We start from the raw sequence: 19,862 nt of genomic DNA, 5'->3' as shown, positions 1-19,862 counted from the left end.
ATTACAACTAAGCGAAGAGGGCGGATGACCTGAAAGTCATCCGCATCGCCCGGCTGTTAGTGCGGCATCGACCACGATTGCAGGCTGTAACCTTCTTCGCTGAGCTCAGCGCGAGCCTGCTGCAGTAGTTGCTCGAGTTGCGCTGGATCGGAGTAGGCGCTGCTTGGGATCTGTTTGCGACCGATGTGCGAATTGGTTCGGTCAATGACGGTAAGGCTCAGTTCGCCATTGCCGTCTTGTGGCGCCCAGGCCACGCACTGGAAAGGTTTGAACGCGTGGTTGGCAATCAAAAGAGCTTCGTTGATACGGAGCGGGGCGGTCATGGGTTGTTCTCTCTATGGTGCCCAATCAAGTGATGTGCCGTCGGTTGGGCTTACCGTTCGGCTGGTACTTGTACTGATGCACCGAACCCGCAGGCAGGTCACACATGAAACAAAGAAATTTCAACTTTCTTTCATGGCGTTGCTTTACCGACAGGTTTTTGAAAGCTCCCTGAAAGGTTAAGGCTGGGATTAGTCGATAGCTCACTAACAACTTTGCTTCTTATAACGTGATTGCTTGTACACCTATAAGCAATCGATACAAGGCCCTGTCAAAATCTTGCTAATGTTACAGTCGGGTCTGCCAAATGACTGTTTTTACAATCATTTCTAATAATTTGGCGCCAAGGAACAGTCATGAGCGAAGCGCCTGCGTTACGACGTTTACTGGTGGTCGATCCGTGCGACGACTGCCACCGCTTATTGCCCGGATTACGCGCCGTAGGTTGGGATGTTGATAGTTGTACCCTGGAAAACGCTGCCGATCGCAGTTGTGACGTCGGCTTGTTGCGTTTGCAGCCGTTTCACCTCGAACGTCCCGAAGCCGTCAAAGAACTGATCAGCCGCAGTGGCACCGAATGGATCGCCGTGCTCAATCAGGAAGTGCTGCGCTTACAGAACGTCGGTGACTTCGTTTGTGAATGGTTTTTCGATTTTCATACCTTGCCGTTCGACGTCTCGCGCGTGCAGGTGACGCTCGGGCGCGCGTTCGGCATGGCGCGTTTGCGCGGGCAAGGCACGATCCACGTCGATCAGCCCGAACATGAACTGCTCGGTGACAGCAAACCGATCCGTGAACTGCGCAAACTACTCAGCAAACTGGCACCCACCGAATCGCCTGTGTTGATCCGCGGCGAAAGCGGTACCGGCAAAGAACTGGTCGCGCGCACGCTGCACCGCCAGTCCCAGCGTCACAGCAAGCCGTTTGTGGCAATCAATTGTGGGGCGATTCCTGAGCATTTGATTCAATCCGAGCTGTTCGGCCACGAGAAAGGCGCCTTCACCGGCGCGCATCAACGCAAGATCGGGCGCATCGAAGCGGCCAATGGCGGCACGCTGTTTCTCGATGAAATCGGCGATCTGCCGCTGGAGCTACAAGCCAATCTGCTGCGTTTCCTGCAGGAACGGCACATTGAACGTGTCGGCGGCAGCCAGCCGATTCCGGTGGATGTGCGGGTTCTGGCGGCGACTCACGTCGACCTGGAAGCGGCCATTGAGAAGAAGCGATTTCGCGAAGATTTGTATTACCGGCTCAACGTGCTGCAAGTGGTCACTGCGCCTTTGCGCGAACGCCACGGCGACCTCTCAATGCTGGCCAACCATTTTTCCCATTTCTACAGCCACGAAACCGGTCGACGCCCGCGCAGCTTCAGCGAAGACGCGCTGATTGCCATGGGCAAACATGACTGGCCGGGCAACGTCCGTGAGCTGGCCAACCGTGTGCGGCGCGGGCTGGTGTTGGCCGAAGGGCGGCAGATCGAGGCCCGAGACCTGGGGCTGATCAGCCAGCACTCGATCGCGACACCCATGGGCACGCTGGAAGACTACAAGACCCGCGCCGAGCGCCAGGCACTGTGCGATGTGTTGAACCGGCACAGCGATAATCTCAGTGTTGCGGCCAAAGTACTGGGGGTGTCGCGGCCGACGTTTTACCGTTTGCTGCACAAACATCAGATCCGCTAGCTGGCTGAAGAGCAAAAGATCGCAGCCTTCGGCAGCTCCTACAGGGATTACACAAATCCGATGTAGGTGCTGCCGACGGCTGCGATCTTTGGCTTTTGCCTAGAAGTAATACGGGAATTTCAGGCTGAAGGAAAAGTCCGGGGCATCATCCGTCATGCCGATGGACAGGTTGGGTACGATGGTCAGGTTATCGGTGGCCGCAATGGTCATGCCGACGTTGAAGTAACCGGCGTTGGCGTCGCTGGACACCACCGATTCCCAATCCCCGCCATCCTGTTTCAGCTTGCTCTTGCGCTGCACCAGGTCAGACACCGAGAACGACATACTCATCTTCTCGTTCAGCGCAAACGCAATACCGGCGCCGATCTGGAAGCTGTCGCCGATCTTTACCTTGCCCGGGTTTTTCTGGTTGACCGTCGAACTGATGTCGTCAAACGACTCCTCCAGGTTGTGGGTGTAGGACAAACTGCCGAACAGCACCGCCGGGTCGAACGTCTTGACCAGCGATATGCCGGGGGTGATCGACCAGACGCCGTTGCCGGTGGGCAGGGTGTCAGGTACAAACAGATTGGAGTTGGCATCGGTCTGGCGCAGTTTGATCCCGAACGGATCCTTGCCGGTTGGCGCCTTGACCCGCAGTGTGACCACCGCGTCCGGCGTATTGACCGACTCGTCGAGGAACTTGTAAGCGATGCCGAAGTTGACGTCGCCAATGGTGGGATCCTTGGTGACGGTTTCTTCTGTAGTGACACCGGCCGCGCCCTCATTGCCGCCGCCCGACTGATAAGTCGATTCGCGATAGACCACGGGCACGTTCAGGTCGAACTGCCAGCGGTTGTCGAAGTTGTAGCGGCCGGTAAGGTCGAGGGTCCAGGTGTCAGCCTTGATCCGGTCAAGGTTGATGTTGCCAAGAAAGATCGAATCGAGTGCGAGGAACCCGTTGAGAATCAGCTGACGGGTGTCATAGCGCGAGTAGGTGATGCCGGTTTCGACACTGAACTTGCCGCCGCCGAAGAAGCCACTGGCCTCGTCATACAGGTTGGAAACGCTCTGCGCCGGTTGTGAGTCGTCCGCCAGTGATTGCCCGTAAGAAGCGCCACTGCCCCCGGCGGCGCCTCCTGATGCTGCTGCCGCACCGGTGCCGGTGGCGACGCGGTTGCCTTTCATGTCCGACGGCGATTTTGCCAGCCGTTTTGGTGGTGGGGCGGCGGGTTGTTCTTCAACCTGGCGGACTCGTTGTTCGAGAACCGCCAGGGCCTTTTGTTGTACTTCGTATCGTTGTTTCAGCTCCAGAAGTTCCTGTTTCAGGGCCTGTACATCTGCATCCGGTGCTGCTTGCAGCATGGCCGCGGGAAGAAGAGTGCTCAAACACACTGCGGCACGCAGTGATACTGATCGATACATGAATAAGCCGTCCCTTTAAGCCCAATGATCGAGACTCAGCGTAGTTCAATATCCAATACTGCGTAGGGCCCCGAGTTGAGTCAGGTTGCAATCCAGTGCGCCGGCGCTTCTGCCGTTATTATTGAGTACGACATTAAGTTGAGTCAGGTTGTTGACCACGTTGGCACTGCCGAGCAGGCGGGTGTTCTGCAGTAAGCCGCTGGAGGCGACCTGTTGCAGCGCCGAACCTTGATTGCCACTGGCTTGAATCGCCATTTGCACGCCACCCGTACCGGTTGCCGACACCGCGACATTGCCGGCGGCATTACTGCCGGAAATGGTCTGGCCGGCCAGCAGGGCTTGGCCCTGTGCGGGTGCGAGTGCTGGCGCCTGATTGGCTTCCTTGACGTTGATGGCGACGTTGTTGTTCGCCGTGTTGCCATCACCCGCCGCGCGTACGCTCTGCGTCACGCCCGACGATGAGTTAAGACCGGCACCGCCGATAATCGATCCTGTGCCCAGTTCCGGCGTACTGCCGTTGCCCATCTCCTTGATGGTCGAAACGTAGAATTCTGGTTTGATTGTGGCCTGTTGCACCTGCATCGAGGCAGACGCTCCGATCAGGTCTCCGCTGGCGTTGCGCCAGGTACTGCTCATGACAATGCCGAAGCTGATAATCCGCCCCGGCATGACATAACGACCACGCAGCTCGGCGAGCTCCTGGTCCTTGATTTCTATGGGTTTGAATCCTGCATTGGCATAGCCTGACGCACTCGCTGCCAGGCAGGCGGCGGCCAGCCAGTATGAGGTTTTCATCTGCTGCTCCCGGGACATCCAGTCCCATTTTCTATAATCGGCGATTAAAAGAAGTCGCTCTGAATGAACCCGAAATCCATCAATTCAGCATCTTTGACCGGGTTGAAACCATCCAGCTTGTTCTTGGCCGTCAAGGGCACCGGAGGGCTGCGCAAGGCGTTGGCCTTGTCATATCCGGGACCGACGATGGCGAAGACAATGCCGTTCCAACCTTTGACAAAGTCATCATGTTTGTAGCGTTTATGGCCGAGCACCGGGTCTCCGATGTAAACCCAGTCCTTGTCCGAACGCTGCAACACGACGAAATGCTTGTAGCCGCGAATTTCCATCAGTACCACCACCGGGATCGTTACCGCTTCGAGCTTTTCCGGTGGAATCTTGTAACCCCTGGCGCGCATGCCGATGCTTTCTATGTAGCGTTTCATGTCGAGCATGGAAAAACCTTGAGTACGAACAAGGTCCTGGTCAGCGTTGACCAGCATGCCTTTGATGATGTGCTCCTCATCGACGTCGAGCCAATAGGCCTGGCGTAATACCGTTGCCAGTGCAGCAGCGCCGCAGCTGAAATCGGTTTTCTGTTCGACGATGTCGGCAAACTTGCGCTCACGGATGCTCTGCACGTTTTTGTAGACGAGCGTGCCACCCGGCAGGGCAGCCACGGGCATCTGACCGGCCTGAGTCAGGCCACAGACGAAAAGCAGAGCGAGGAGGGCAGTCTTACGCATGATCGATACGCCTTTGCGGACTGAGGAAAAGCCCCGTTTCCGGGGCTTTCGTTCGATCGCGATTACAGGCAGGCTCTGCAGCCAGCAGCGATGGACAGCGAGTTGCTTTGTTGGTTGCCCACACCCGCCGAGACGTTGGCTCCGCCGTTGCCGGAGAAGTTGTTCATCGAGTTGGTCATGTTGGCATTGTTGACCACAGGGGCTTTCCAGCCGTCTTTGGTCATCACTTGCTGAGTGGTTACGCCAGCGAGGCCAAAGGTACCCACGGCTTCGAACTTGGCTTTCTGGTCATCGTTGCCGCCGTGGCCGCCGCCACGATTGCCATAACCGCCGTGGTGGTCATCATCTTCGATGGTTGCAGTGCCTTTGGCTTTGAACACGCCAGCAGCGGCATAAGTGCCGGTGAGGGTGTCGGTTTTGTAGGCCTGCACGCCTTTGTTTTCTACAACCAGGCCAGTGGAAGACTGGTTGGCAGAAGCAGCAGCCTGAGCTACGCGGCCACCGGATACGGCGATCGCCAGGTTGTTTTTCTGCTGGTTGAAGTTGCCGGCAGTGACGTTGATGCCGATGTTGCCGGAACCATTGTTGCCTGCGTTGTTGAGCGTAGCGTTGTTGAAGGTGGACGAGTTTTTCACATAGTTGTTGTTGTTGACTTGAGTTGCACTCGAAGCAGCAACAGCGTTACCGAAGATGAAGCTTTCGTCAGCTGTGGCCAGCGCAGCAGCGTTGTCCTGCTGGTTGCCGTCGCCGGCTGCAACGTTGGCGCCCATGTTGCCGTTGGAACCGTTGAGCGAATCACTGGCATTAGCGTTGTTCAGAGTGCCCTGGTTTTTCACCACGTTGCCGTCGCTGTCTTGCACGTCAAGCACAGCGGCACCAGCGCCTGCGGTGATTTGCAGCAGTTGTTCCAGGGTTGGGCCTTTAGGCTGGTTATTACCATGGCCGTTACCGTGACCATTACCGTGACCATTACCATGATCGTCATCACGACCGCCTGCCTGTGCTGCGATTGCCATCACTGCTGCAAGTGCGAAAACCAGTGGTTTGAGAGCCATTGTAGGTTTCATGGTGTTTCTCCATCGTGCTTATTAGTTGGTTAAGTGTTGGTACTTTCTAATTGCACTGCTTTTGTTGTTTGGGTCAGTCAGCGACCCGGATGCTCAGGGTGTTAGCCATTCGGTTCCCCACCCCGGCACTCTGGTTCACCTGGATTACCCCGCGGCTGCCGGTGAAGGCCTGATCACTTGTCGTGACCTGGCGACTGCCGGGTGAGGTACCAGTTGCTCCTGAGCTCGGTAAAAGCGCCACGTTCTGTTGCGAAAGGGCACTGTCGTCAACGCTCTGCGGGGCAGCACTGATGCTGACGCGCGTCACATTGGCCATCTGGTTGTTGGCCCCGGCACCCTGGTTCACGCCCAGGATCCCGTTGCCATTGCTGAAAGAGGTGCCGCCGATGGTTGCGCTGGCGTCCATCGAGCGCGAGGCAGGTGTATCGATTTTCTGCAGGACGCTGGTAGTGGCGTGGGATTCGGTGCCGATCGCCACGGCCTTGACGTTGGCTTGTTGCATTTGATCGCCAGCCGCCTGGTTGACGTTGAAATTGCCGCGGTACTGAACCCCGGAATCTTGAATGTTGGCCTTGTTCACTGAACCAGGTTCAGCAGCCATGGCAGTGGTGCAACCGAGCAGGGCAAGCAGAAGGAGTGAACGATTCATCTCATTGGCCTCCGGCCATGCGGGTCAATGGCGCAAGGCCGGAACTCATGGCGCGGTTGATCGTGCCGGAAATCGCGCCACCGGAACCGCCGCCGTGTCCTGCGCTCATGCCGGGCATACCATTGGGATTGGTGACGGTATTGAGGCCTGGCAGATTGCTGCCGGCCTGGACATTGTTGACGGTGCGGAACGCGCTGCCGCTGGCGACACCGGCGAAGTCGCCGTCGCTCAATTCGGTGCTGTTCATGGTGGAGTTGATGCGTGCTGACGGATTGGCATTGACGGTGGTCGGGTAGGGGTCTTTGCCGCCATTGCGACCAATCGGGATCGGCTGGACATCGCGGTTGAGGACGATGACGCCATTGCCTTCTGCGTGGACATTGAAACTGAGCAATGTGCTGGCTGCTGATCCGATCAGCAGAAGGCAGGTCAAACCTTTTTGGATATTCCCCACGGCTGCAATTCCTTCTTCAGTGGGCTGGCCCGAGTCAGCGTTGTGAAGGAGAGAGCGAAAGCTGTGCCGCTTTTTAAATGTTGTTTGGTTTCAGATGCTTGCAAAAATCAGCCGCGCAGCTGATACACACACTGTTTCAGGATTGATACACGCGTGAGCGCGCCGACCTGTCTATTGGCTGAACAAAGCTCTGGAACGAGGGTTTGCGACGATGTGTTTCAACCGTGAAACAACGGCGATGACAAAACAGTGAACAGTGCTGAGACGGGCACTTTGCACCTCACGGAGTGTTTCAGGATCGGACACTTTGCCCCCAAAACAGGGGGGATCATTGGGGAAACTGACCCGTTGGCCGGGTCACTCCGCCAGCAGTTGCTCGACGGCGGCAAAAGCCTGTCGTTGGCGTTCGGCCCAATTGCCCTGAATGATCAGAAAGCGCTGATGGTGGGTTTCCAGCCAGTTTTGCGTGGACTGGTAAAACGCCAGACGCTCGTCCAGATCCGGTTGACAGCGCTGACCGTCATCGGTCCAGTCGACCTGTTCCGGGGACAAGAGAAGGTGCAGGTCGTAATGCCGGGTCAGCAACTCGGATGCCAACCAGTCCGGGCAGTCACCGAACAGCGTCTGGCTCCACAGCATGTTGCTCAACAAATGGGTGTCGAGAATCAGCAACGACGGCTGTTGCGCCCGCGCTTCATCTTCCCGTTGCAACTGGCCCCGAGCGATATCAGGGATGTCGGCAAGGCACGTATCGCGGGGATTGTGTTCGATAAACCGACGCACGTATTCATCCACGCGCACACCGCCAAAGCGTTGTTGCAGGCCCGCCGCCAGCCAGCTCTTGCCGGTGGATTCAGGCCCGGTCAGCACCACGACCTTCATGTGCGCAACGCCGGGTCAGCGCGCCATTCGCGAAAGCCTTGAATGGCCAGCAGAGTGAACAGACCGTACAGCGCAGCGGTCAGGTACAGCCCTTTATAGATGAACAAGCCGACAAAGATCACATCGAGCACAAACCACAACGCCCAGCATTGCAGGCGTTTCTGCGCCATCCACAGTTGCGCAACCAGGCTGAAACCGGTGAGCGCGGCATCGAGCCACGGTTGCGCGGCGTCGGTCCAGTGGGCCATGGCCGCGCCGAGCAGCAGGCTGCCGACCGCGCCAGCACCGAGGCCGATCAGGATAGAGCGTTGATCGAGGCGGGTGACCTCGCGGCCGTCATGCATCGTCCCGGCGCGAGTCCATTGCCACCAGCCATAGACTTGCAATGCGGCGTAAATCACTTGCAGCAACATGTCCGAGTACAGCTTCACTTCGAAGAAGATCCAGCTGTAGAGCAGCACCATGATCAGCCCGATCGGCCAGCACCACGGATTCTGTTTGGCCGTCAGCCACACGGCGATCACGCCAAGGGCGGCGGCAAACAGTTCAAGCCCGGACATGGGGGTTCCTTGGGGGAAATTGAGGAGGGGGCGGATTGTACTGCATTGGGCCAAACCCCTCACCCTAACCCTCTCCCGGAGGGAGAGGGGACTGACCAAGTTGGATGTTCGAGATACGCCGACCTGGTCTTTCTGCGTTGAATCCATAATCGACTCGATTTTTCAGGTCGACGTATAGCTTGAGACACCTCGGTCGGCCCCCTCTCCTCGGGGAGAGGGCTGGGGTGAGGGGTGGGCTCACCAGAGTTACACGGGTCAGACGCGGAACTGGCGCAGGAGGGCGTTGAGTTGTTCGCTCAACTGGCCGAGGCGCAGGCTGGCGGCACTCGACTGCTCGGCCGCGATCGCCGTGCTGTGCGAGAGGCCAGCAGCCTGCGTCACGTTCTGATTGATGTCCTCGACCACATGCGCCTGCTGCAACGTAGCGCTGGCAATCGACGCATTCAGGCCATTGAGATTGCGCAGCGCCTGGCCGATGGCATTCAGACTGGCACCGGCCAGCCCGGCTTGTTCAATGGTCAATTGCGACGCCTTGCTGCTGTCACCGATCACCTTCACGGCCGCCTCGGAATGGTTCTGCAGGCGCTCGATCATCGACTGGATTTCCGCTGTCGACTTCTGCGTGCGCTGCGCCAACAAGCGCACTTCATCCGCGACTACGGCAAACCCCCGACCTTGTTCACCGGCACGGGCGGCTTCAATCGCGGCGTTGAGTGCGAGCAGGTTGGTCTGTTCGGCAATCGAGCGGATCACTTCCAGCACGCTACCGATCTGGGTGCTTTCGGCCGCCAGGGTGCGAATCACTTCAACCGCTTGATCGATGGTGCCGGACAGCTTGTCGATCTGCTGCAAGCTGCCGTCGATGTTGATCTGGCCCTGTTGCGCCTGCGCTTCGGCGTCACGCATTTCGGCGGCGGCATGCTCGGCGTTCTTCGCCACATCTTGCACGCCATAGGTCACTTCGTTGATCGCCGTGGCCACCAGTTCCATCTGCTGCGATTGCTGCTGGCTGCGTTGCTGGGCCTGCGAGGCGTCGTTGCCCAGTTCACTGGACGATTGACCCAAGGCGCTGGCCGACACCTGCAAATCGCCGATCACCCGTCGCAGTTTGGCGGTGAAGGCGTTGAAGTGATGCGCAAGCTCGGTGACTTCATCCTTGCCATGGGTATCGAGACTGCGGGTCAGGTCGCTTTCACCACTGGCAATGTTGGCCATGGCGTTCACGGTTTCTTGCAGCGGACGCACAATGCTGCGTGCGATCAGGATCACCAGCAGCGCCATGATCAGCGCAATCGCCAAGCCGATGACCGAAGCCTTGATCATTTGGCCCTGGAATTCCGCCTGCACATCATCGACATAAACCCCGGAGCCAAGCACCCAGCCCCAAGGTTCGAACAGTTTGACGTAGGAAGTCTTGGCCACCGGCTCACTGGCGCCGGGTTTCGGCCAACGGTAGTCGACCATGCCGGCACCTTTGGCCTTGGCGATGGCAACCATTTCGTTGAACACCGCAAAGCCGTCCGGATCGCGGATCGCCGAGAGGTTCTGGCCTTCGAGTTTCGGATTGGTCGGGTGCATGACCATCACGGGCGTGAGGTCGTTGATCCAGAAATAATCGCTCTGGTCGTAGCGCAGGCCGCGAATCGCCGTCAGCGCCTGCTTCTGCGCCGCGTCTTTGCTCAAAGTGCCGGCGGTTTCGAGGTCGTGGTAATAGGTCAGCAGGCCGCTGGCCGTCTGTACCACGTGCTGGGTTTTCTGGGCCTTGGCGTGATACAGGTCGTCGTGGATCTGCTTGAGCATCAACACGCCCAAGGTCAGCAACATGACCACCGCCACAATCAAGATGAGCCACAAGCGTCGGCTGATCGACACACTGCGCAAGCTGTTCATAACGCTGTCACTCCGGATTCTTTTTCTTGTAATAAACGACCGCCAGCATCCAACCACGATTTCGTGAGCGGGCATACGCGACCCAAGTCGTATAACGCGGCAGCGCTATTAAGGCTTGTCTGTTAGGATTTCGGCCCCGCGCGTGAAAACCTGAATCCAAATTGATATTTCACGGAATTTTGACCGTTTCGTGTGGATCCTGTGCGCGCGGAATCGGTACAGCCACAACCAGCTACGCTGATCGCAGTGAACGTAAAAAAATACTATCGGGGCATGCCGGCGCGCATCGCTCTTTGGGGGATTGATGGATCTTTGGACGGCCTTGCAGGCACTGATACTAGGAGTTGTAGAAGGGCTGACGGAGTTTTTGCCCATTTCCAGTACCGGACACCAGATCATTGTTGCCGACTTGCTCGAATTCGGCGGCGAACGAGCCATGGCGTTCAATATCATCATCCAGCTCGGCGCGATTCTTGCGGTGGTCTGGGAGTTTCGACGCAAGATCTTCGATGTGGTCATCGGTTTGCCGACCCAGCCAAGCGCACGGCGTTTTACCGCCAACCTGCTGATCGCGTTTCTGCCCGCTGTGGTGCTGGGCGTGATCTTCGCCGACCTGATCCACGAATACCTGTTCAACCCGATTACCGTTGCGACAGCACTGGTGGTGGGCGGCATTATCATGTTGTGGGCGGAAAAGCGTCAGCATGAAGTGCACGCTGAGACGGTCGACGAAATCACCTGGAAAGATGCCTTGAAAGTCGGCTTCGCCCAGTGTCTGGCGATGATTCCTGGCACCTCGCGCTCTGGCTCGACGATCATTGGCGGGTTGCTGTTCGGCCTGTCGCGCAAGACCGCCACCGAGTTTTCGTTCTTCCTCGCCATGCCGACCATGGTCGGTGCGGCGGTTTACTCGGGCTACAAGTACCGCGATCTGTTTGTACCGGCAGACTTCCCGGTGTTCGCCATCGGTTTTGTCACGGCGTTCATCTTCGCCATGATCGCCGTGCGCGGCTTGCTCAAGTTCATCGCCAGCCACAGCTACGCGGCGTTCGCCTGGTATCGGATCGTGTTTGGTCTGGTGATTCTGGCGACGTGGCAGTTTGGCTGGATCGACTGGGCGGCGGCCAAACCATGAGTGATTCCCGCGCACGCCGGCCCGAAGGGCGACCTTCGGGCGGCAACATTCAGCACCTGAAATTGAAACTGCTGGTTCTGCTGATCGTCTGCGCGCTGCCGCTGTTCGGCTCGTTGTCGATGTGGCTGCGCGGGATTTCGCTGGTGCCGCTGGCCGCTTACGGGATCGTCAGTGTGCTGGCGTTCTTCATGTATTGGGCCGATAAGCGCAAGGCGCAGACGGCTGCCTGGCGTACACCGGAGAACATCCTGCATGCCGTAGAGCTGGCGGGCGGCTGGCCGGGCGCGTTGATCGCCCAGCAAGTGTTCCGGCACAAGACGCGCAAGGTGTCGTTTCAGATTCTGTTCTGGGTGATTGTCGTGCTGCACCAAGTGTTCTGGATCGACCAGTTGTTTCTTGGCTCGAATCTGCTGACGCTGTTCTAAAGAACTGCAAAAAACCAATGTGGGAGTGAGCCTGCTCGCGAAGAGGCCGTGTCAGACAACATCATCGTTGAATGAAAGTCCGCTTTCGCGAGCAGGCTCGCTCCCACAGGGGGGATTGGGGTTAGAGCAATAATCCCACCTGGGTCTTTTTCGGCAACTTGCTCACCACCAACTGGTGCGAGCGCTGCAACAACCCGCGTAACTCCTCAGCACCCAGCGGGTAGGGCGGGTGCATGATGATCCACTGCGCCCGCGCCAGATACGGCGCAGGGTGAATCCCCGGGCGGTCGCAATGGCCGAGAAACAGATCCTTGTCGACCTTGAATGCCAGCGAATCACCGCGCAGTCCCTGCAAGGCAAACATCTTGTTGCCGGCAATCGAAAACACCCGCACGCCACCCCATTTGTAATCTTCCCGAGCGCCCGGCAATGCCAGGCAGAACGCCGCGACATCGGCTTCGCTCATCTTTCCCTTGCTCATAACAACCGCTCCCCACAGGCATTGAACGACTCGACCAGATGATCGATCCACGCGCGCACCGCCGGCATCACCCCGCGCCGATGCGGATACACCGCTTGCAGCCAGCCGCCGGGCAGCGACCACTCTGGCAGCAATTGCACCAAGGTGCCGTTTCTCAGTTCCTCTTCGCAGTACATCATCGGCAGCAAAGTAAAACCCTGACCCGCCAGCACGCAGGCTTTGCGCACAATAAAGTCATCGATGCCCAGGCGCGCTTCCATGTTCAGTTCAAAGCTATGGCCCTGCTGATCGAGCAAGCGCACATGCACCATGCGATCCGCCTCCAGCGCGCCGAGCACGGGCAGGCTTTTGAGGTCTTGCGGATGGTTGATCGTTTGCCCATCGATAAATGCCGGACTGGCCACCACGACCATTTGCGCCTGGCGCAAACGCCGGGTCACCAACAACGGATCTTCGTCACCGTGCTCGCGCACACGCAGCGCGACATCAAAACCTTCGCCGACCAGATCGACCCGGCGATTGAGCAATACCACTTCCAGTTGCACCTGCGGAAATTTGCCTAAAAATTCGCTGATGACCCACGGCAACATTTCCCGGGCCAGACCGGTGGGGCAGGAGACCCGCAAACGGCCGCGCGGCTCGCTGGACATGCTCGCCACGGCCTCATCGGCCATTTCTGCTTCCAGCAACATCGCCTGACAGTGACGCAGATAGCGTTCACCCACCGCCGTGAGGTTGAGTTGTCGGGTGGTGCGTTGCAGCAAACGCGCGCCGAGGCGTTCTTCCAGTTCGGCTATGCGCCGTGACAGTCGTGACTTGGGAATGCCCAGCAAGCGCCCGGCCGCCGCGAACCCGCCGGCCTCGACGACTTTGGCGAAATAGTAAAGATCGTTGAGGTCTTGCATAGGGAAATCCACTGTTCTATCAATGGGACAAACTATCGCATTTCAGGCGGCTAATCATCCATTGGTTTCTTGCGTAGGATTGTCTCCATTCCGTCGCCATCGGCGATTCATTCCAGGAGATTCCACATGAAACTGCTGCATATCGATTCGAGCATTCTGGGCGACAACTCGGCTTCCCGTCAGTTGAGCAGCGAAGTCGTCAAAGCCTGGCAAACCGCCGAGCCAAACGCTGTCGTGACCTACCGCGACCTGGCCGCCGACGCCATCAGCCACTTCTCGTCGACCACACTGGTCGCCGCCGGTACCACCGCTGAACTGCGCAACGCCGCACAACAGCACGAAGCCGAACTGAGCGCTTCGACCCTGGCCGAGTTCATTGCTGCCGACGCCGTAGTGATTGCAGCGCCGATGTACAACTTCACCGTACCGACTCAACTCAAGGCGTGGATCGATCGCGTTGCGGTTGCCGGTCAGACCTTCCGTTATACCGAAGCCGGCCCTGAAGGCCTGTGCGGTGGCAAGAAAGTGGTGATCGTTTCGACCTCCGGCGGTATCCATGCCGGTCAGGCCAGCGGCATCGCTCACGAAGAATACCTGAAGCTGGTTCTGGGCTTCCTCGGCATCACCGACATCGAAATCGTCCGCGCCGAAGGTCTGGCGTATGGCGAAGAAGTGCGCAACAACGCGATGACCGCTGCGCAAGCAAAAATCAGCGAGCAATTGTTCGCCGCGGCGTAAGGCTTGCGTAAAGAACAGCTGATGTTCAGGTAACACCCGAAAAACTCTGTATTCTGGTTCCGCAAGGGGCGAATACGGAGTTTTTTGTTTCTGACTGTTACATAATCTGGCCCGGGTTATGCAGTCAGACAATCAGCATCTGAGTGCAATGTCGTACCGAAACACCGAATCCCCGGTGGTTCTGGCCCGCCACGCAACGGATCTTTCGATTGAGTAACAACAGGGTGGGGCATCCCATGATGCGTCTTTGTGCAACGTTACTGATTTGCCTGCTTGGCAGCCTTAACACAGTGCATGCTGCGCCTGGGCGACACCCTGTGTGGAGCGTCGGTTATCACGAGATGACCTTCCTCGACCCTCTGGATCTGCAACCGATGCGCGCCATCGCGTTTTATCCCTCCAGCGATCGCGAACACATGAGCCTGCTCGAGGGCTACTCAGTCGAGGCCGGCGAAGACACCAAAGTCGCCATCGGCCGCTTTCCGATGTTGATGCTCTCCCACGGCAACACCGGCACGCCCCTGGCGCTGCACGACCTTGCCACCTCGCTGGCACGCAAAGGCTTTGTCGTGGTGGCGGTGATTCACCCCGGTGACAACTCCAAAGACCACAGCCGACTCGGTACCCTGAGCAATCTGTACGGGCGGCCGATCCAGATTTCCGAAGCGATCACTGCAACCCTCGGCGACCGCATGCTCGCGCCGTACGTCAATGCCGAACAGGTGGGCGTGATCGGTTATTCGGCGGGCGGCGAGACGGCGTTGATTCTGTCCGGGGCGCAACCGGACCTCGATCGCCTGCGTCGTTATTGCCAGGAACGTCCGGATGATCGTGACGCCTGCAATACGCAGGGTGAATTGATCGTCGATCGCGATGACCTGCAACCGGTGGCCGATCCGCGCGTGCATGCGTTGCTGCTGATGGCGCCGCTGAGCCTGAAGTTCGGCCGTCACACCCTGGCTGATGTGCATGTGCCGGTGCTGCTCTACAGCGGCGACGGCGACAAACTGGTGGCCTTCGACAAGAACGCTGCCGCGCTGGCGCGCAAACTGCCGACAGCGCCGGATTTCAAGCTGCTGGCCGGGGCAGGGCACTTCGTTTTTATGGCGCCGTGTAATGAAGAGCAGATTCGCGCGATGCCGGCGCTGTGTACCGATGCTGATGGGGTGGATCGCGAGGATATCCATCGCAATCTGATCTCTGAAGCCGGGCGCTTCTTCTCGCACACGCTGGGCAAACCGACCCGGGCCGGCATGCAAACCGCGGATCAATAGTCAGGTGCAGAACCCTTGTGGGAGCGAGCCTGCTCGCGAAAGCGGTGAATCAGTCAGCACATATATCGACTGACACTACGCCTTCGCGAGCAGGCTCGCTCCCACATTGGTTTTGCGTCGCTGATTCAGGTCGTTGCCCGGCGCTGGAGCAACAAAGTCAGGCCCAGCCCGATCACCGACAACAGCGCCGCACTGAAGAATATCCACGAATACCCCAGATTCAACGCCACCGCGCCCATCAGCGGCCCGGCAATCGCCAGCGCCAGATCGAAGAACACCGCGTAAGCGCCCAAGCCCGAACCGCGACTGGAACTGGGCACCTGCTTGATCGCCTCAACGCCCAGCGCCGGGTACACCAGCGACAGGCCAAACCCCGCCAGTCCCGCGCCGATCAAAGCGAAAGCGGTGGACGGTGCCAGCCACAACATCAGCAGCCCGGCGGTTTCGATGGTCATGCAGGCGATCGCCGATTTGAAGCCGCCGAAACGGCTGATCGCCGAAATAAACAGCAGCCGCGACAGAATGAAACATACGCCGAACACTGTCAGGCAATACGCCGCGCCGCTCCAGCCGCGATTAAGGTAATAAAGGGTGATAAACGTGGTCAGCGTGCCGTAGCCGATCGAGGCGAGGGTCAGGCTGGCGCCATACGGCGCGATCCGCCCGAACACGGCCCAGAACGGTAGCCGCTCGCCACGGATCACCGGCACCGACGGTTTATTGCGGATCAGCAGCAGTGCGCCGGCCGCAAGGACCGCTAGCGCGATGCCGAGGCTGGTGAAACCGTAATCGGCGACCATTATCACACCCAGCGGCGCACCAATGGCAATCGCGCCATAGGAAGCGATGCCGTTCCAGCCAATGGATTTTGCGGTGTGTTCGACGCCGACCTGGCCCATGCACCAACTGATCGTGCCAACGCCAATCAGCCCTTGCGCGATGCCGAGCAGCAAACGCCCGATAATCAAGATGATCAGGCTGGTCAGCGCAAAGTCCTGTAGCAGCGTAGAGACCAGCGTCAGCAAGCCGCTGAGGACAATCCCCCACAAGCCATAAATGATCGCCCGTTTGGTGCCGAGCGTATCCGACATGCGCCCGGCCATCGGCCGGCTGAGCAGGGTGGCCAGATATTGCGAGCCAATCACCAGCCCGGCGATGACCGCGCTGAAACCCAATTGTTCGTGCACATAACCGGGCAACACTGCGATCGGCAAACCGATGCAGAGGAACGCAATAAAGGTGTAGAAAACGATGGAGACGATCTGCAGGGTGATCGCCATGGAGCTTTGCGGTGGCAGTTGCTGCGCAGACATGAGGACTCGTTCGCGGGCGGCGGAGGGAGAGTTCGCATCATGGCTTGAGCGTCATACAAAAGAAAGCAGGCTAACTATTTTCCCTGAGGATTGATGTAGCTGCTGATGGCCCCTTCGCGAGCAGGCTCGCTCCCACCCTTGGAATGCATTCCCCTTGTGGGAGCGAGCCTGCTCGCGAAGGTATCCGCACCAGCAAATCCCTCACCCTGAAATGCAAAAAGCCCCGTCACATGGACAGGGCTTTAGCTTGAAGCTAGCAGCTCAACACTAGAAGCTGCTGTTTAGAACACAACACCCTGACTACGCAGGTAGTCATCGTAAGTGCCGCTGAAGTCAGTCACGCCATCCGGGCTCAGCTCGATGATGCGCGTGGCCAGGGACGATACGAACTCACGGTCGTGGCTGACGAAGATCAGCGTGCCCGGGTAGTTTTCCAGCGCCAGGTTCAGCGCCTCGATCGATTCCATGTCCAAGTGGTTGGTCGGTTCGTCCATGATCAGCACGTTCGGCTTTTGCAGGATCAGCTTGCCGAACAGCATGCGACCTTGCTCACCACCGGAAATCACTTTGACCGACTTGAGGATCTCGTCGTTGGAGAACAGCATGCGGCCCAAGGTACCGCGAATCATCTGCTCGCCCTGAGTCCACTGACCCATCCAGTCGAACAGGGTAACGTCGTCTTCGAAGTCGTGCGCGTGGTCCTGAGCGTAGTAGCCCAGTTCCGCGGCGTCGGTCCACTTGATGGCGCCGGCGTCCGGGGTCAGTTCGTTGACCAGGGTGCGCAGCAGGGTGGTTTTACCGATACCGTTCGGGCCGATGATCGCCACGCGCTCGCCGGCTTCAACCTGGAAGCTGAAGTCTTTGAACAGTGGTTTGCCGTCGAAGCCTTTGGCCATTTTCTCGACGATGACCGCCTGGCGGTGCAGCTTCTTGTTCTGATCGAAGCGGATGAACGGGCTCACGCGGCTCGAAGGCTTGACCTCGGCCAGCTGGATCTTGTCGATCGCCTTGGCGCGGGAAGTGGCCTGCTTGGCTTTCGAGGCGTTGGCCGAGAAGCGGCTGACGAACGATTGCAGCTCGGAAATCTGCGCTTTCTTCTTGGCGTTGTCCGACAGCAGTTGCTCGCGCGACTGGGTCGCCACGGTCATGTACTCGTCGTAGTTGCCCGGGAACAGACGCAGCTCGCCGTAATCCAGGTCAGCCATGTGCGTGCACACGCTGTTCAGGAAGTGACGGTCGTGGGAGATGATGATCATCAGGCTGTTGCGCTGGGTCAGCACGTTTTCCAGCCAGCGAATGGTGTTGATGTCCAGGTGGTTGGTCGGTTCGTCGAGCAACAGCACTTCCGGATCGGAGAACAGTGCCTGCGCCAGCAACACGCGCAGTTTCCAGCCCGGCGAAACTTCGCTCATCGGGCCGAAGTGCTGCTCGATGCCGATACCCAGGCCCAGCAACAGTTCACCGGCACGGGATTCGGCGGTGTAGCCGTCCATTTCGGCGAATTCGGTTTCCAGCTCGGCCACGGCCATGCCGTCTTCTTCGCTCATTTCCGGCAGCGAGTAGATGCGATCGCGCTCGGCCTTGACCTTCCACAGCTCTTCGTGACCCATGATCACGGTGTCGATCACGGTGAATTCTTCGTAGGCGAACTGGTCCTGGCGCAATTTACCCAGACGCACGTTCGGCTCGAGCATGACCTGACCACCGGACGGGTCGAGGTCACCGCCGAGGATTTTCATGAAGGTCGACTTGCCGCAACCGTTGGCGCCGATCAGGCCGTAGCGATTGCCCGCGCCGAATTTGACCGAAACGTTTTCGAAGAGCGGCTTGGCGCCGAACTGCATCGTGATGTTAGCTGTAGAAATCAAGAGTTATTCCTGCGAAGCATTCTTAAAAAGCGAGGTGCGGCTGGAGCGCTCGGCCCGAGTCAAAGTGCGCTGAAGCGGGAGAATCCCGACATCAACCAAGGGGGCGCGTAAAGTTTGGCGGCGATTGTACTGGTCTGGCTCTTTAAACGATAGGGCGAAGACGCCACGATCGCCGATTGGCATGATCGCGGGACAGTTTTTCACAGATGAAGGTTCACTATCGGTTACAAACTGTGGCTAAAATGCCACCTTTCACCGAGCGTCCGGTAACGGCGCGGGCCAAGGACGTGCCATGTGTATTCAGACCACTGCATAAGACGCGGGGCTTCAGGCCGCCGGCGCGCAGTTTGTTCACTTCTGACGTGTGACGATTTCCGTGAAACTCATCATTGCCGCTATTTATGTCATTTCAATTGCATACGTTCATCTTCGTGGCCGTGTGCGCCACAAACTGGGCCGACAGCTCAGCGACCATTCGACGTTCCTCGCGCCGATCAACTGCTTCTTGTATCTGTTCTCGAAAAAGCCGAACAAGCCTTACCTCGACCCGGCTGATTTTCCCGACTTGAGCCCGCTACAGGCGCACTGGGAGGAAATCCGCGAGGAAGGGCAAAATCTGCTGCGTGCCGGCGAGATCAAGCGCTCTAACCAGTACGACGATGTTGGCTTCAACTCCTTCTTCAAGAGTGGCTGGAAGCGTTTCTACCTTAAGTGGTACGGCGAGAGCCATCCGTCGGCCATGAAACTGTGCCCGCGCACCACCGAGCTGGTGCAGAACATCGGTTCGATCAAGGCCGCGATGTTTGCCGAGCTGCCACCGGGTTCGAAGCTGGTGCGTCATCGTGATCCCTATGCGGGCTCCTATCGTTATCACCTGGGCCTGGACACACCGAACGACGCTGGCTGCTATATCAACGTCGATGGTGAGAGCTACCACTGGCGTGACGGCGAAGCGGTGATGTTCGACGAGACGTTTATTCATTACGCCGAAAACACCACTGACAAGAACCGCATCATCCTGTTCTGCGACATCGAGCGGCCGATGAAGTACCGCTGGGCCTCAGCGTTCAACGCCTGGTTCAGCCGTACCGTTATGTCGGCGGCAGGTGCACCGAACGATGCTGGCGACCGTACTGGCGGGATCAACCGTTTGTTTACCCGGATCTACAAGATTCGCCTGCGTGGTAAAGAGCTGAAAAAACGCAATCGCAAGCGTTACTACATGGAAAAGTGGGCGATCTTCGGTGGTTTGCTGGCGATCTTCATTCTGATCTGAATTTTTGCATTGGTTTGG

At 58.3% G+C, this 19,862-nt stretch carries 20 protein-coding genes; 6 read left to right on the top strand and 14 right to left on the bottom strand.

The window, feature by feature from the left end; translation table 11 throughout:
- Positions 1-56: 56 nt before the first annotated feature.
- Positions 57-323 carry a hypothetical protein gene (locus CCX46_RS15745; RefSeq protein ID WP_016983763.1) on the bottom strand — a complete coding sequence of 89 codons (267 nt, stop codon included), beginning with the start codon at positions 321-323 and terminating at the stop codon, positions 57-59.
- A 354-nt stretch (positions 324-677) separates the two neighbouring features.
- Between CCX46_RS15745 and CCX46_RS15740 the strand changes: the two genes are divergently transcribed.
- The gene (locus CCX46_RS15740; protein WP_127927869.1) at positions 678-2,003 is read left to right on the top strand and encodes a sigma-54 dependent transcriptional regulator; all 1,326 of its coding nucleotides are present in this window, start codon (positions 678-680) and stop codon (positions 2,001-2,003) included.
- Between the two features lie 99 nt (positions 2,004-2,102).
- Here the strand turns inward: CCX46_RS15740 and CCX46_RS15735 are convergent, their stop codons facing one another.
- The 9 genes from CCX46_RS15735 to CCX46_RS15695 form a co-directional block, all read right to left on the bottom strand.
- Complete coding sequence (locus CCX46_RS15735) at positions 2,103-3,407, bottom strand: hypothetical protein (protein WP_127927867.1); 1,305 nt, start codon at positions 3,405-3,407, stop codon at positions 2,103-2,105.
- A 45-nt stretch (positions 3,408-3,452) separates the two neighbouring features.
- A complete protein-coding gene (locus tag CCX46_RS15730; RefSeq protein ID WP_127927865.1) occupies positions 3,453-4,202 on the bottom strand; it encodes a hypothetical protein in 750 nt (249 codons plus the stop codon).
- Between the two features lie 44 nt (positions 4,203-4,246).
- Complete coding sequence (locus CCX46_RS15725) at positions 4,247-4,927, bottom strand: C39 family peptidase (protein WP_127927862.1); 681 nt, start codon at positions 4,925-4,927, stop codon at positions 4,247-4,249.
- A gap of 62 nt (positions 4,928-4,989) precedes the next feature.
- On the bottom strand, positions 4,990-5,994 hold the full coding sequence (locus tag CCX46_RS15720) for a heme utilization protein (protein WP_127927860.1): 1,005 nt from the start codon (positions 5,992-5,994) through the stop codon (positions 4,990-4,992).
- 73 nt (positions 5,995-6,067) lie between these two features.
- Positions 6,068-6,643: an adhesin gene (locus CCX46_RS15715; protein ID WP_127927858.1), complete on the bottom strand. Its 576-nt coding sequence runs from the start codon at positions 6,641-6,643 to the stop codon at positions 6,068-6,070.
- A 1-nt stretch (position 6,644) separates the two neighbouring features.
- A complete protein-coding gene (locus tag CCX46_RS15710; protein ID WP_127927856.1) occupies positions 6,645-7,097 on the bottom strand; it encodes a hypothetical protein in 453 nt (150 codons plus the stop codon).
- A gap of 357 nt (positions 7,098-7,454) precedes the next feature.
- Positions 7,455-7,979, bottom strand: coding sequence for an AAA family ATPase (locus CCX46_RS15705; RefSeq protein WP_127927854.1), 525 nt, complete (start codon positions 7,977-7,979; stop codon positions 7,455-7,457).
- On the bottom strand, positions 7,976-8,539 hold the full coding sequence (gene pnuC, locus CCX46_RS15700) for a nicotinamide riboside transporter PnuC (protein WP_127927852.1): 564 nt from the start codon (positions 8,537-8,539) through the stop codon (positions 7,976-7,978). Before pnuC ends, CCX46_RS15705 begins: the two co-directional genes overlap by 4 nt.
- Before the next feature lie 255 nt (positions 8,540-8,794).
- Positions 8,795-10,429, bottom strand: a complete 1,635-nt coding sequence (locus CCX46_RS15695) for a methyl-accepting chemotaxis protein (protein WP_127927850.1) — start codon at positions 10,427-10,429, stop codon at positions 8,795-8,797.
- Positions 10,430-10,733: 304 nt separating this feature from the next.
- Here CCX46_RS15695 and CCX46_RS15690 point away from each other — a divergent pair, with 304 nt between their 5' ends.
- A complete protein-coding gene (locus CCX46_RS15690) occupies positions 10,734-11,564 on the top strand; it encodes an undecaprenyl-diphosphate phosphatase (protein WP_127927848.1) in 831 nt (276 codons plus the stop codon).
- Complete coding sequence (locus CCX46_RS15685; RefSeq protein ID WP_127927846.1) at positions 11,561-11,989, top strand: DUF1294 domain-containing protein; 429 nt, start codon at positions 11,561-11,563, stop codon at positions 11,987-11,989. The genes CCX46_RS15690 and CCX46_RS15685 overlap by 4 nt, the downstream gene beginning before the upstream one ends.
- Positions 11,990-12,110: 121 nt before the next feature.
- Here CCX46_RS15685 and CCX46_RS15680 read toward each other — a convergent pair whose 3' ends face one another.
- Positions 12,111-12,470: an MmcQ/YjbR family DNA-binding protein gene (locus CCX46_RS15680; protein WP_127927844.1), complete on the bottom strand. Its 360-nt coding sequence runs from the start codon at positions 12,468-12,470 to the stop codon at positions 12,111-12,113.
- Positions 12,467-13,375 carry a LysR substrate-binding domain-containing protein gene (locus CCX46_RS15675; RefSeq protein WP_127927842.1) on the bottom strand — a complete coding sequence of 303 codons (909 nt, stop codon included), beginning with the start codon at positions 13,373-13,375 and terminating at the stop codon, positions 12,467-12,469. The genes CCX46_RS15680 and CCX46_RS15675 overlap by 4 nt, the downstream gene beginning before the upstream one ends.
- A 126-nt stretch (positions 13,376-13,501) precedes the next feature.
- On the opposite strand from CCX46_RS15675, the gene CCX46_RS15670 reads away from it, so the two are divergent.
- Positions 13,502-14,113 carry an FMN-dependent NADH-azoreductase gene (locus CCX46_RS15670; protein WP_127927840.1) on the top strand — a complete coding sequence of 204 codons (612 nt, stop codon included), beginning with the start codon at positions 13,502-13,504 and terminating at the stop codon, positions 14,111-14,113.
- A 236-nt stretch (positions 14,114-14,349) separates the two neighbouring features.
- On the top strand, positions 14,350-15,387 hold the full coding sequence (locus CCX46_RS15665; protein WP_127927838.1) for an alpha/beta hydrolase family protein: 1,038 nt from the start codon (positions 14,350-14,352) through the stop codon (positions 15,385-15,387).
- Between the two features lie 125 nt (positions 15,388-15,512).
- On the opposite strand, the gene CCX46_RS15660 is transcribed toward CCX46_RS15665, so the two are convergent.
- Together CCX46_RS15660 and CCX46_RS15655 are read right to left on the bottom strand one after the other, a co-directional pair.
- A complete protein-coding gene (locus tag CCX46_RS15660) occupies positions 15,513-16,700 on the bottom strand; it encodes an MFS transporter (protein WP_127927836.1) in 1,188 nt (395 codons plus the stop codon).
- A 281-nt stretch (positions 16,701-16,981) separates the two neighbouring features.
- Entirely contained in the window at positions 16,982-18,568 is a 1,587-nt protein-coding gene (locus CCX46_RS15655) for an ABC-F family ATPase (RefSeq protein WP_077572769.1), read from the bottom strand.
- Positions 18,569-18,944: 376 nt separating this feature from the next.
- Between CCX46_RS15655 and lpxO the strand changes: the two genes are divergently transcribed.
- Positions 18,945-19,844: a lipid A hydroxylase LpxO gene (gene lpxO / locus CCX46_RS15650; RefSeq protein WP_127927834.1), complete on the top strand. Its 900-nt coding sequence runs from the start codon at positions 18,945-18,947 to the stop codon at positions 19,842-19,844.
- Positions 19,845-19,862 lie beyond the last annotated feature (18 nt).

It is taken from the genome of Pseudomonas sp. RU47, assembly GCF_004011755.1.
Taxonomy (GTDB): Bacteria; Pseudomonadota; Gammaproteobacteria; order Pseudomonadales; family Pseudomonadaceae; genus Aquipseudomonas.
The sequence above is the reverse complement of the archived record's forward strand: the minus strand, read 5'-3'. Positions and strand labels throughout refer to the sequence as shown.